At 67.7% G+C, this 12,035-nt stretch carries 11 protein-coding genes, 1 tRNA gene and 2 pseudogenes; 4 read left to right on the forward strand and 10 right to left on the reverse strand.

Annotated elements, in window-relative coordinates:
- Positions 1 to 74 precede the first annotated feature (74 nt).
- Both L6444_RS29030 and L6444_RS29035 read right to left on the reverse strand, forming a co-directional pair.
- Complete coding sequence (locus tag L6444_RS29030) at positions 75 to 2,999, reverse strand: adenylate/guanylate cyclase domain-containing protein (protein ID WP_459551889.1); 2,925 nt, start codon at positions 2,997 to 2,999, stop codon at positions 75 to 77.
- Positions 2,881 to 3,267: a DUF2237 family protein gene (locus L6444_RS29035; protein ID WP_236978939.1), complete on the reverse strand. Its 387-nt coding sequence runs from the start codon at positions 3,265 to 3,267 to the stop codon at positions 2,881 to 2,883. The genes L6444_RS29030 and L6444_RS29035 overlap by 119 nt, the downstream gene beginning before the upstream one ends.
- Before the next feature lie 98 nt (positions 3,268 to 3,365).
- On the opposite strand from L6444_RS29035, the gene L6444_RS29040 reads away from it, so the two are divergent.
- Positions 3,366 to 3,755, forward strand: coding sequence for a hypothetical protein (locus tag L6444_RS29040; RefSeq protein WP_236978942.1), 390 nt, complete (start codon positions 3,366 to 3,368; stop codon positions 3,753 to 3,755).
- Positions 3,756 to 3,884: 129 nt separating this feature from the next.
- On the opposite strand, the pseudogene L6444_RS29045 reads toward L6444_RS29040, so the two are convergent.
- The 3 genes and pseudogenes from L6444_RS29045 to L6444_RS29055 all read right to left on the reverse strand — a co-directional run.
- Positions 3,885 to 4,234 (reverse strand): annotated as a pseudogene (locus L6444_RS29045) (LLM class oxidoreductase); the annotation flags it as partial.
- Positions 4,235 to 4,260: 26 nt separating this feature from the next.
- Positions 4,261 to 5,454 carry an MBL fold metallo-hydrolase gene (locus L6444_RS29050; RefSeq protein ID WP_236984493.1) on the reverse strand — a complete coding sequence of 398 codons (1,194 nt, stop codon included), beginning with the start codon at positions 5,452 to 5,454 and terminating at the stop codon, positions 4,261 to 4,263.
- A 55-nt stretch (positions 5,455 to 5,509) separates the two neighbouring features.
- Positions 5,510 to 6,766: a sulfotransferase family protein gene (locus tag L6444_RS29055; RefSeq protein WP_370653051.1), complete on the reverse strand. Its 1,257-nt coding sequence runs from the start codon at positions 6,764 to 6,766 to the stop codon at positions 5,510 to 5,512.
- 101 nt (positions 6,767 to 6,867) lie between these two features.
- Here L6444_RS29055 and L6444_RS29060 point away from each other — a divergent pair, with 101 nt between their 5' ends.
- Together L6444_RS29060 and L6444_RS29065 are read left to right on the forward strand one after the other, a co-directional pair.
- The gene (locus L6444_RS29060) at positions 6,868 to 7,227 is read left to right on the forward strand and encodes a hypothetical protein (RefSeq protein ID WP_236978944.1); all 360 of its coding nucleotides are present in this window, start codon (positions 6,868 to 6,870) and stop codon (positions 7,225 to 7,227) included.
- Positions 7,228 to 7,312: 85 nt separating this feature from the next.
- Positions 7,313 to 8,453: pseudogene (locus tag L6444_RS29065) on the forward strand (glycoside hydrolase 5 family protein).
- 16 nt (positions 8,454 to 8,469) lie between these two features.
- On the opposite strand, the gene L6444_RS29070 reads toward L6444_RS29065, so the two are convergent.
- The 4 genes from L6444_RS29070 to L6444_RS29090 form a co-directional block, all read right to left on the reverse strand.
- Entirely contained in the window at positions 8,470 to 9,075 is a 606-nt protein-coding gene (locus tag L6444_RS29070; protein ID WP_236978946.1) for a class I SAM-dependent methyltransferase, read from the reverse strand.
- A 107-nt stretch (positions 9,076 to 9,182) separates the two neighbouring features.
- Positions 9,183 to 9,272: transfer RNA gene (locus L6444_RS29075), tRNA-Ser, on the reverse strand.
- A 29-nt stretch (positions 9,273 to 9,301) separates the two neighbouring features.
- Positions 9,302 to 9,763 carry a nucleoside deaminase gene (locus tag L6444_RS29080; RefSeq protein ID WP_236984497.1) on the reverse strand — a complete coding sequence of 154 codons (462 nt, stop codon included), beginning with the start codon at positions 9,761 to 9,763 and terminating at the stop codon, positions 9,302 to 9,304.
- A 116-nt stretch (positions 9,764 to 9,879) separates the two neighbouring features.
- The gene (locus L6444_RS29090; RefSeq protein WP_236978948.1) at positions 9,880 to 10,401 is read right to left on the reverse strand and encodes a tRNA adenosine deaminase-associated protein; all 522 of its coding nucleotides are present in this window, start codon (positions 10,399 to 10,401) and stop codon (positions 9,880 to 9,882) included.
- A gap of 107 nt (positions 10,402 to 10,508) precedes the next feature.
- Here L6444_RS29090 and L6444_RS29095 point away from each other — a divergent pair, with 107 nt between their 5' ends.
- Complete coding sequence (locus L6444_RS29095; protein WP_236984499.1) at positions 10,509 to 11,453, forward strand: prephenate dehydrogenase; 945 nt, start codon at positions 10,509 to 10,511, stop codon at positions 11,451 to 11,453.
- On the opposite strand, the gene L6444_RS29100 is transcribed toward L6444_RS29095, so the two are convergent.
- Positions 11,416 to 12,015: a putative glycolipid-binding domain-containing protein gene (locus L6444_RS29100; protein ID WP_236978959.1), complete on the reverse strand. Its 600-nt coding sequence runs from the start codon at positions 12,013 to 12,015 to the stop codon at positions 11,416 to 11,418. The two genes, L6444_RS29095 and L6444_RS29100, sit on opposite strands and share 38 nt — an antisense overlap.
- Positions 12,016 to 12,035 lie beyond the last annotated feature (20 nt).

Raw genomic sequence — 12,035 nt, forward strand, 5'->3', positions numbered from 1 at the left:
AAGCCCAGAACATCTCGCTCGTCTCGAGGTCGTTGTCGAAGACGGATCGAGCCAGCTCGACCGCTCCGTCGAGGTCACCGGTGCGGGCCAACTCTCGGGCCAGCTGAGGGTCGACAATCGGGACCGCAACGCGGGGGAAACCGCCCGATTTCCGCGGATTCGCGGGTGCGACGCAACAGCTCAAGTCCTTCATCGCGGGTGTGATCACCGTGGCGAATTAGCACGCCGCCGTGCGTCATCTGGGCAAGCCCCAAAATGAAGTCGTCACCCGTCTGCTCGGCGATCCGCAACGCCAGGGCCGTCTCGGTTAACGCGGTCGCATCCGCGGCGATAGCTCCGGCGGGGATGGCGCCGATGTATTTCCACATGATCGCGGCGACGTGGCTGGTCGGATCGATCGGGGCCGCCATCGTGATGGCCACGTCGGCGTCGGATTGCCATCCGTCGATGCCGAGTCGCATCATTGCCAACGCTTTCATCCCGATCGCCAGGGCGAGCGGCGAACCGAATACGAGATCGCCCAGAGTAGGTTTCCCCTCGGCAAGATCGACTATTCGTTGGGAGACGTGGAGTGCTTTACTGACCTCTCCGACCTCCGAGTACGCGTATGCCGCTCCGTTGAGCAGGGCGACGGCCAGGGTGCTATCCCCGATCGAATCGATCAAATCGATGAATTCCGAAGCCATTGCGGCGGCATCGCCCGGTCGTCCATTGGTTGCGAGCACCATCATCGGGCCGTACATACCGATAGCCAATGACTCCTTGGCACCAGCCGCCGTGCACAGATCCCGAAGTTCCTCGAATCCCGTCTCATTGAAACCGATACCGGCGATAAATGAGCTGGCGCACAACATGGTTCGGGGCTCGATCTGCATCCGCACCTGGTCCGGGTCAGTGCGCGGCAGTTGATCGGCGACACGGCGGGCGCGTTGCCAGCTCGCCCGGGCTGCGGCGCGGTCGCGATGATTGGACCACGCGGCAGCACGCATGTGCCAGCCGAACGCGGTCCGCTGATCCCCGGCGGCTTCCAGGTGCTCGGCGATCAGGGCAGCATTCTCATCGCTGCCGGGATCGCGTGCTTCGATGACTGCGGCCACCCGCCGGTGCAATTCGGCGCGCCCGGCCTTGAGTTGCGACTCGTAGGCGACCGTGCGAATGAGCGGGTGCCCGAATGCGTATTCCGCGTACGGAGTGAACCGCACCTGGTCGATCAGTTCGGCCCGCAGTAACTTGTCGAGCACCGGCTCGACGCCGAGCGCGGTGAGCAGGTCGGGGGTGAAGCGCGACCCGATGACTGCCGCGGCATTGATCGCCCGCTTGGCGCCGGCGTCCAACCGGTCGATACGGGCGGCGATGGTGGCCTGAAGGGTGGCCGGGAGGCTGACGGCGGCGGTTTCGTCGCGGCATTCGTAACCTCCACGGTCACCCCGGATTACGTTGCGCTCGGCCAGGTCCCGGATGATCTCTTCGGCGAAGAACGGATTGCCGGCGGCCTGCTCCGCGATCTGACGCGCCAGACTGCTCAGCGACGGGTGCGCCCCCAACAACTCACCGATCAACGCCAGCGTGTGCGCGGAGTTCAGCGGCGCCAACGCGATCGTCTGCCCGCCGGTGGTTCGGGACAGTGCGCCGCGGTATTCGGGCCGATAGGTGATCAGCACCAGCGAGTGGGTCTGCGGCACCACGGTTACGAAGTCGGCGAGCATCGCCTCGCTGGCTTCGTCGATCCAATGCGCGTCCTCGACCACGAAGATTGCCGGCGTGCTGCGGGCCAGCGCGGCGGCGTTGAACATCGCTCCCAGCCGTCTACGGCGCGCGTCGGAGGTGATGGCAGGAAGTGCGACGGCGGGATCGGCGACCCTCAGCAGATCGTCCAGCAACAGCAGATCTTCGGCGTCCGCCTCGGGTATCCGGACACGGGTACGTTCCCGGGCCACCTCGGGGGTGACGTCGTTGATCCCGAAGACCGATCGCAGCAACCGCTCAACCACATGGAAGGGCACGTCGCGGGTGTGTGATTCGCAGTAGGTGCTGAACACTTCGAGACCGGCGGACGTGGCGCGCTGCACTGCTTCGGCGACAGTTCGGCTCTTGCCGATTCCCGGCGGGCCGACCACCGCTGCCACACAACCGTTTCCCCCGATCGCCTGCTCCAATATCCCGCCGATGGTGTTCAGCTCCCAAGTGCGCCCAACCAGGGTCGACTCCCGCCGCGGCGATACGAACCGGCCGGAAGGCATGGCCAGCAGTCGACGCGCGGGCACTGGGGCTTGCGAGCCTTTGATATGCACTAGTTCGGGTTCGCCGAGCACCGCGAGGTTCTCGACCAGCTTGGCGGTGGACTCGCCGAGCATCACCCCACCCGGCGCGGCCGCGGACTCCATCCGCTGGGCCATCCCGACCTGCTCGCCTACCGCGGTATAACCCGAAGGGCCAGAACCTATTTCACCGGCGATCACTTGGCCGGAGTTGAGGCCCACCCGTAGCCGCAACGGGGGGCCGAGGCCGGTGTCAAGGTGTGCGACTTCGCCCTGGATGTCCAACGCCGCCAGACAAGCCCGCCGGGCGTGGTCCTCCAGCGCGACCGGCGCCCCGAATACCGCCATGATCCCGTCGCCGGTGAACTTGTCGACGGTGCCGCCATAGCGCTGCACAGCAGCCGCAGAACGGGTGAACACCTGCGCCATCAGGTCGCGCAGTCCTTCGGGTCCCAACGCCGCCGCGAGTCGCATTGACCCCACCACGTCTGCGAACAGCACCGTCACCTGCTTGTACTCTGCACGTTCGGAGTCTGGCTGCACCGCGGTGCCGCAGCCGTCGCAGAACCTGGCGCCGTCCCGAAGGGCGAGACCACATGCCCGGCAAGACCGTTGGGACATCTCAGAGATTTGCGATGTCGTCAGGCACGTCCACCGCGTGTTGCTGAAGCACCTCGAGCGGCACCACGTCCAGCGTGCGCTGATGGGTGGAGGCCAGCACCACGGGAGCGGCGCAGCCATCCTGGTGGGCGCGCAGCCAGTTCCGCGCGGTGACGCACCAGCGGTCGCCGGGCAGCAACCCGGGGAACCGGTACAGGGGCACCGGGGTGGACAGGTCGTTGCCGATGGAGCGCTGGTGCTCGAGGAACTGCGCGGTCACCACGGCACAGATGGTGTGCAGGCCGCGGTCCTCCTCCCCGGTGGCACAACAGCCGTCCCGATAGAAGCCGGTCATCGGCTCGGTGCCGCACGGTTCCAGCGGGCCGCCTAGCACGTTGCGATCGGGCATTGGCTCAGTATTGCGCTTCCGGCCCGCGGATGGCGGGCAAATCTCTCTGCGCACGGGTCGCGGTGGAGTCGTAACACCGCCGGGGTAGGTTCAGCGGCGTGATACTAACGGGCGCCTTCCTGGCCGACGCGGCTGCCGTCGTCGACAACAAACTCAACGTGTCGGGCGGCGTGCTGTCCCGATTCGGGCTCGGGCCCGACCGCTCGGCCCGATTCGTCTTGGTGGTGCTGACGCAGGCCGAACCCGGCAACACCGACCGGCAGATCAAGATCGAGATGCGCCCGCCCAACGACGACGAGCCGATCAAGCTGGAGTTCGAGGTGCCGGAGGCGGCTGTCGCCGAGTTCCCCGGGTTCGCGTTCTTCGAGCTGCAGCTGCAGCTGCCGACCGACGGCCGCTGGGTGATGGTGGTGACCGGCGGTACCGGAGCGATTTCGCTGCCGGTGCTGGTCAGCGAGATGCCGCAGCCGTCCGGGTTGAGCCTCTGAACTGGGCAGCTGGGCGGCTGGGACTCAAGCCTTCATAGCGCGAACGTCCCCAAAATGTCGGTATTCGACGCGGGGAACCGTACATTTGAGGCCGCTCGCCGGAAGATAGTTGCGGGCGGGCGCCGGGGCGCCGTAGGTGACCGCCTCCCGCCGGATGTGGTCGCCGAGTTCGGCCCAGGCGCGGTCGGGGTCCCGTGTAGGTAGATCATTCCGCGGTTGACCGGTCGGGGCATGACGACGAGCGGCTTGGTGCCGCCCTCGGCGCACAGCTGGTAGCGGGCCGCGACCTCGGGCAGGTGATCGGCCAGACCGAGCGGCAGCCCGAACCGCGCCGCACGCCGCGCGGTGGCCAACGACCCGCCGCCCACATAGAGCGGCTGATGCGGCCGGGTCCAGGTGCCGATGTCCGCCCAGAACGCCAGCATCTGTTCGACCAGGTTGTCCATCAGCTTGCCGCGCCGGCTGAATTCGACTCCCAGCAACCTCAGTACGGTGAGCAACATGGCTACGAGTTTCTTGCCACCTGCTGGGTGAGCCAGGCGGTTTCCCAGAAGTTGGTGCTGTCGGCCAGCAGGTGCTCGTGTGCGGTCTTGAGCACTTCGCGCGCGGCGGGTTGGTCGGCGACCAGTTCGGCGAGGTGGATGGCGTGCAGCGGACGGCCGGCCGCCAAGTGGCCCCGGGCGCGGTCGACGAGCGCATCAGCGCCGGCCAGTTCGACGACGTCGGCGGCCACCGCGCCGAACCCTACCGGATACAGTTCGGTGGTGCAGCGGTGATGGAACCAGCCCGAGTAGTTCTCCCAGATGGCCCGCACGTCCCAGGCGACCTTGCCGTAGCCTTGTCCCACTTCGTATTCCGCGGGCAGGGCGATCTCCCGCATCAACGTTTCGACGTCCTTGCCGCCGTTCATTCCGGCGACGGTCTGGTCGTGCACATACTGGATCGCGTCGCGCAATCGAGTGAGTTCCGCCTCGATCAGCTCGGCGCCGGCGATCGGCTCGAAGTGGCCGGTGACGAGCAGGTCCGGCTTCAGATCACGCACCCGCTCGACCGAGGCGATCGTCGTCAAGGCATCTCGGTAGCGGTCACCGCGCATGGTGACCAGGTTCGGAATATGCCCGAACAGTGGACCGAACGTGTTGCCGCACAGGCAGATTCGCTCCTCAGGTAGCCACACCACCAGCGAGTCGGTGGTCTCGCCCCCGGGCACCGAGATGAGCTCCAGCCGTCGTCCCCCGACCTGCAGGGTCAGCGTGTCGTCGAAGTCGAGATCGACCGCGGGAACGCTCTGCGGGGGCAGCCGTTTGGTGCCGAGCCGGCGTTGGATGGCTGGGATTCCGGCGGCCAGGGTGTCTTGGAACGCGAACGCGCTGCGACTGGCCCGGTACGGGATGAGGCGTTCGTTGTCGTCACGCCACAGCGTCCAGTTCGCCTGCGCGACAACGACTGTGTCGGGATCGCGGACGCTGTCCAGGCCGCCGACGTGGTCGACGTGGCCTTGCGTGAAGATGATGTAGCGCACCGGCGCGGTGTCGACGGCGTCGAAGTTGGCGCGGTGCACCGGCCCTTCGAATCCCATCCCGGTGTTGACGATCACCCGTCCGTCGTCGGTGGTCAGCAGGTATGAGTTGGAAAGCCCGGGCGAGCACCACAACCCGGGGGCGATCGGTTCGGCGCGTTCGGCGGCGGCCGGGCGCATCTGGTCGGCGCCTGGGCGACTGCGGTAGACGGGCTCGAAGTTCACTGTCTCTCCCTCATTCGGCACGAACGTCGAACCTGTCGAAGTAGAAACCGAATCGTGTGCGCACCTCTTCGGCGCTGACACCGAAATGCCGTTGCAGGTCATAGCGGATGCGGCCGTGCTTGCCGCGTGGGTTGGCGTCAAGGTATCCCTGGAAGCAGCGAGCGGCCTGGTCGGTCAATTCGACACCGCTGCGACGGTAAAGCTCGGTCAGTAGCTGCATTTCGTTGCCGTTGAGGTGATGGAATCCGACGTCGATGCTGCGTTCGGCGGGGACCAGGTCGCGGTCCCGCACGCAGGCACTGAGCAACCGGTGCACCCGGTCGGTCCAATAGTCCAGCAGCCAATCCGGGTCAATACTGTTGCGGCGCAGACGATCCGAGTACGCCATCATGGTGATCGCCGACTGGATCACCGCAGCGGGATCGCGGTGGGTGAAGGCGACGGTGGCGTCGGGGAATGTCGCCAGCAGCGGTCCGAGTTGCTCACTGTGTTGCGGGCTTTTGAGCACCCAGGTCCGCGGGCCACGCAGAAACGTCAAGGCCTGCAACACTTTGCGTAGATACGCATAGTGATGGTGCTGATCCAGACCCAGGTAGTAATCGCGCCAACTCGGCACCCGCGCATGCCATTCCAGCACATAGGAAGCCAGATCCAGGTCCAGGACCTCGACCTCCTCCTCGATGGCCTCGGGGAACCGGTCGTGCATGGCCGCCACCAGCGGCGCGCTGGCCATCAGCGCGTCGTGTTCCTGTCTGGTCCGCGTGTAGCGCGGGTCCACGCCGCAGGCGTCCGGCCCGTGGCCGCGAGCCGGTATCGGATCCTGGCTCTCCCAGTACGGCAGCGCACGCCGGCGCGGGTCGGCGGCGATCAGGTTGACCAGGTGCGTGGTGCCCGATCGCGGCATCCCGACCACGATGAACGGCTTCTCGATCGGGATCGACTCGATCTCCGGGTAGCGCTTGACCAGATCGGTCAACGACAGCCGGTTGCGCAACAGGCGCACCACCCGCTGGCGCAGCGTGGAGCGGGTGAGTTGGCGCAGGCCATCGTCGGCCTCGATCGCGGCGACGTGCGCGCTCAACCGGTCGGTGAAACCGTCGGTGTCGTCCAGATCGTCCGCCCCGGCCTGAGCGCGTGCCTCGGCGAGCATCGCGTCGACGTCGAACGTAACGGGCCTGGACTCGGTGAACTCCAGGATCTGACGCTGGGTCTCGGTCAGCTGGGGCGAGGTCAGGTCACTCAGGTCGATGTGGTCCACAAGATCCACGCTGCTGACCTCCGTTGGCCGTCTTGCCGCTCGTCGCCGCCCGTCGAATATATGCCGCGACCCACCTGCGCTGGCGGGCAGCGCAACGGTAGGTTCAGCGGGTGATAGTCGGGGCCTTCCTGGCCGAGGCCGCAGCGGCGGTGGACAACAAGCTCAACGTGTCGGGCGGGGTGCTGCTGCGGTTCGCCGTCGAGGAAGATCGGCTGGCGCAGTTCCTGCTGGTGGTGCTCACCCAGGCGGAGACCGGAAGCCCGGATCGGCGGGTCGAAGTCGAAATCCGCCCGCCCACCGACGAGGAGTCCCTGACCATCGAGTTCGAACTGCCCGAGGCCGCCACCACAGCCGAGCTCGGGTTCGCCATCTTCCCCGTCGAAGTGACCCTGCCGGTCAACGGGCGCTGGGTGCTGATGGTGACCGGCGGCGCGGGCATGATCTCGCTTCCGCTGATCGTCAGCGGATGACGGCGGCATAACGATTTTCCACCTCACTTGTCGCGGTCCGGTACGCCGCGCGTGAGGGGTCGCCGACCGAAACTACCGTCGCGTCGTGCACCGTCGAACCGCCCTCAAGCTGCCGCTGGCGCTGGCCGTGGGCACGGCGCTGATCGGTGCACCGCGCGCCGGCGCCGACGCGGGCCGGTGGCCGGCCGACCGTGCCCACAACTGGTATCAGGCGCAGGGTTGGCTCGTCGGGTGCAACTACACGACCTCGACGGCGATCAATCAGCTCGAGATGTTTCAGGCCGGCACCTACGATCCCGCCCGCATCGACCGCGAGCTGGGCGCTGCGCGCTTCCACGGGTTCAACACGGTGCGGGTGTTCCTGCACGACCAGCTGTGGGCTCAGGACCGGCAAGGCTTCCAGTCCCGGTTGGCGCAGTTCGTCGGTATCACCGCACAGCACGGCATCAAGCCGCTGTTCGTCTTGTTCGACTCCTGCTGGGACCCGTTTCCGCGGATCGGCCGCCAGCGGGCGCCCCGACCGGGGGTGCACAACTCCGGGTGGGTGGGTGCAAAGCCCCGGCGCCGAGCACATCGACGACGCCCGCTACGCCGGTGTGCTGCGCGACTACGTCACCGGGGTGCTGAGCCAGTTCCGCAACGACGACCGGGTGCTGGGCTGGGATCTGTGGAACGAGCCCGACAACCCGGCCCGCGAGTACCGCAAAGTGGAGCGCAAGGACAAGCTGGACAAGGTCGCCGCGCTGCTGCCCCAGGTGTTCGGCTGGGCGCGCTCCGTCGATCCGGCGCAACCACTGACAAGTGGTGTGTGGCAAGGCAATTGGGGTGATCCCGGGAGCCGCAGCGCGATCGCCGGCATCCAGCTGGACAACTCCGACGTGATCACGTTCCACAACTACGGACCGCCCGCCCAGTTCGAAGGCCGGATCAACGAGCTGGAGCCGCTGGGGCGGCCGATCATCTGCACCGAGTACCTGGCGCGATCGCTGGGCAGCACGGTGGAGGGCATCCTGCCGATCGCCCGGCGACACAACGTCGGCGCCTTGAACTGGGGCCTGGTGGCGGGCAAGACCCAGACGTATCTGCCGTGGAGCTCGTGGGACCGCCCGGTCACCACAGCGCCGAAACCGTGGTTCGCCGACCTGCTGCAGCCGACCGGCCAGCCGTTCGCCGACGGCGAGGTGCAGACGATCAAGAAGCTGGTCAGCGGGCAGAAACCGGACTGAACCCGGGCCGGACGGCTCAGTCCTTGCGGAGCAGCGCGACCAGGAAGTCCGAGTCGTCGGCCAACGGGCGCAGATCCCAGGTGGACAACAACAGCTCGGGCACCAACCCGGCGCGCGGAACGTCGTCGAAAAACTGTCCGAACTCGTAGCCGCGACCGGCGCCGAAACCGATGACGACCCGCCCGTCCGCGCCCAGATGGCGGCGCAGCCGGCGCAGTACTTCGACTCGGGTGCTCGGAGCGAGGAAGGTCATGACGTTGCCGGCCGACACGATCACGTCGAAGGGTTCGCTGATGCCACGGGCGGGTAGGTCGAGTTCGGCCAGATCGCCGACCAGCCAGCGTGGCCCGGGATGGTCCTGCTCGGCCGCCGCGATGAGGACGGGATCGACGTCGACGCCGACCACATCGTGACCGGCGGCGGCCAGATATCCGCCCACTCGGCCCGGACCGCACCCGGCATCGAGGATGCGGGCACCGCGAGGTGCCACCGCGTCCACCAGGCGTGCCTCGCCGTCCAGGTCCTCACCGGCGCGGGCCTTCGAACGGAAACGCTCCACATACCAGTGCGAATGCTGGGGATCGGCGCTGACCCTCTGCATCCAGAGGCTCTGCTCGACCATGACCTCATTCTTGTAGACGGCCTAATACCTGTCGCACCGCGAGTGCTACCCGACTGCGAAGGTCGGGGCTAGCAATCGCAGCCCGGTCGCATTCGCGGGCAAAAAGTTGGCGGTGGCGGAGGGATTTGAACCCTCGGACGGTTTTAGCCGTCACACGCTTTCGAGGCGTGCTCCTTAGGCCGCTCGGACACGCCACCGCCGAGCAGCTTACCGAACCACACGCCCATCACCCCAATCGCTGACGGGCGAAGAACTCTTCCAGGGGCGCCGCGCACTCTGCAGCGAGCACTCCGCCGCGCACCTCGGGGCGGTGATTGAGCCGCCGGTCCCGCACCACATCCCACAGCGACCCCACCGCACCGGTCTTGGGCTCCCACGCCCCGAACACCAGCCGGGCCACCCGGGCCAGCACCAACGCCCCAGCGCACATGGTGCACGGCTCGACCGTCACCGCCAGCGTCGCACCTTCCAGACGCCACCCGTCGCCCAGAGCCGAGGCCGCCGCCCGCAGCGCCAGAATCTCGGCATGCGCGGTGGGGTCACCCAACAACTCGCGGGCATTGACCGCCCGCGCCAGCTCGGTGCCGTCGGCCCCCACGACAACCGCGCCGATCGGCACGTCCCGCGGGCCGGCCGTCCCGGCCACCACCAACGCGGCACGGATCAGATCCTCGTCGGAAACGGACAGACTCACCGACCCCGACTGATGGCGGCGACCCGCAGCACCCGGCTCCGCCGCGCTTGCGGTCACCGACCCCGACTGATGGCGGCGACCCGCAGCACCCGGCTCCGCCGCGCTTGCGGTCACCGACCGAGGCGGTCGATCACCGCCGACAACTGCTCGGCGAAGCCCATCTCCCGGGCAATCCGGCCCAGCTGCTCGTCGGCGTAGAGGTCGGTCTCGTCGAGGATCACGCTGAGCACTGCCTCGGGCAGCCCTATGTCGGACAGCAGCCCCAGGTCGCCTTCCTCGAACGGGTCGGAATCCTCCAGGTCCTCGGGATCGATCTCGGCGTCCAGGCTGTCCAGCACCTCGGCGGCGATGTCGTAGTCCAGCGCCGCGGTGGCGTCCGACAACAGCAGCCGGGTCCGGGCAGGCGCGGGTCGCACGATGACGAAGAACTCGTCGTCGATATCGAGTAACCCGAAGACCGCGCCGGCGCTGCGCAGCTCGCGCAACTCGGTTTCGGCGGCCGAAAGGCTGGTCAGCGCCTTGGCGCCCATCGGCGCACAGCGCCACTGACCCTCTTCACGTACCACCGCAACGCCGAAGCCGTCCGGAGTGTCCGCGGACGGGCCTGTTGCTGAAGCCCGTTGTGCGCCCATGGGCGCCTACGCTAGTCCCTGACCTGGCCCGTGGCCAGACGAAGCCGGGACGGGCGTCCCACCGCAACCGTGCCTGTGCCACCCTTGATCCTGTGAGTAGTCCACCGGTGTGCGTACTCGGTCTGGGCCTGATCGGGGGATCGATTGTGCGGGCGGCGGCGAGCGCCGGCCGCGAAGTTTTCGGCTACAACCGTTCGGTGGAGGGTGCTGCGGGCGCCCGGGCCGACGGGTTCGACGCCACCACCGACCTCGGCGAGGCGTTGGCCCGTGCCGCCGACCGCGACGCCCTGATCGTGCTGGCCGTCCCGATGCCCGCCCTGCCGCACCTGCTCGGCCACGTCCGGGAGGCCGCGCCCGACTGCCCGTTGACCGACGTCACCAGCGTCAAGACGGCGGTGCTTACGGCGGTGACCGAGGCCGGCCTGCTGGACCGGTTCGTCGGCGGACATCCGATGACCGGCACCGCGCACTCGGGATGGGCCGCCGGCCACGGCGGGCTGTTCAACCGGGCGCCCTGGGTGGTCAGCGTCGACGACCACGTCGATCCCGAGGTGTGGTCGATGGTGACGGCGCTCGCGCTGGACTGCGGGGCGCACGTGGTGCCGGCCCGGTCCGACGAGCACGACGCCGCCGCGGCCGCGATCTCACACCTGCCTCATCTGCTGGCCGAGGCGCTGGCCATCACCGCCAGCGAAGTCCCGCTGGCATTTGCGCTGGCCGCAGGGTCTTTTCGGGATGCCACCCGGGTCGCAGGCACCGCCCCGGACCTGGTGCGCGCGATGTGCGAGGGCAACGCCGACCAGTTGGTGCCCGCCACCGACCGGATCATCGAGCTGCTCTCCCGCGCCCGCGACTCGCTAGCCGCCAACGGCTCGGTCGCCGACCTGGTCGACGAGGGCCACGCCGCGCGCACCCGCTACGAACGCTTCCCGCGCCACGACATCGTCGCCGTCGTCGTCGGCGCGGAGAACTGGCGCCAGCAACTGGCCGCCGCCGGCCGGGCCGGCGGAGTGATCAGATCCGCTCCGCCAACCCTGGGTAATCCACGATGAACCCGTCGGCGTCGACCGTCACCGTCGTGTCCGCCACCGGCGAGCGCAGCTTGATCCCGTCCAAGCGGCCCTCGCTGCTGTAGCTGACGGTGGCCGCGTCCACCGACATGTCCGGCACGTTCACATAGACCATCGGCAGAGTGATCACCTCGGCCCGTTCGTGAATACCGAGTCGCCGGATAGGCAGCGCGTTGAAGAACGGGCTGAACACCAGATCGACGTCGAGGGCGCCGTTGTACCCCGCGCGCCGCTGTCCCTGGTGGTCGGTGATCAACCACATGTTCTCTTCGTCGCGGGCGATGGCAAGCTGGCGTTCCCGCTCGGCCAGTGTGACGGTCAACCCGAACCGCTTGGTGGCGCCGGACTCGTCGGTCTGCAGTTCGTAGAAAGCACCGAACGCCGGGTTGGTCGCGGTGGCTGCCGCGACGATGCGGCCGTTGGCCTTGATTCGCTTGCCTGACAACTGGATTCGTACGGATTCCATGCGTGATACGTCCTGGGCGCGCCAGGTCAACATCTGTGGCCAGACGCTTGGACTCGAATCAGAAGGGGCTGCGTTCACACGTCTACCGTAAGACGTGT

Origin of the sequence: Mycobacterium kiyosense, from assembly GCA_021654635.1 — a bacterium.
GTDB classification, from domain to species: domain Bacteria; phylum Actinomycetota; class Actinomycetes; order Mycobacteriales; family Mycobacteriaceae; genus Mycobacterium; species Mycobacterium kiyosense.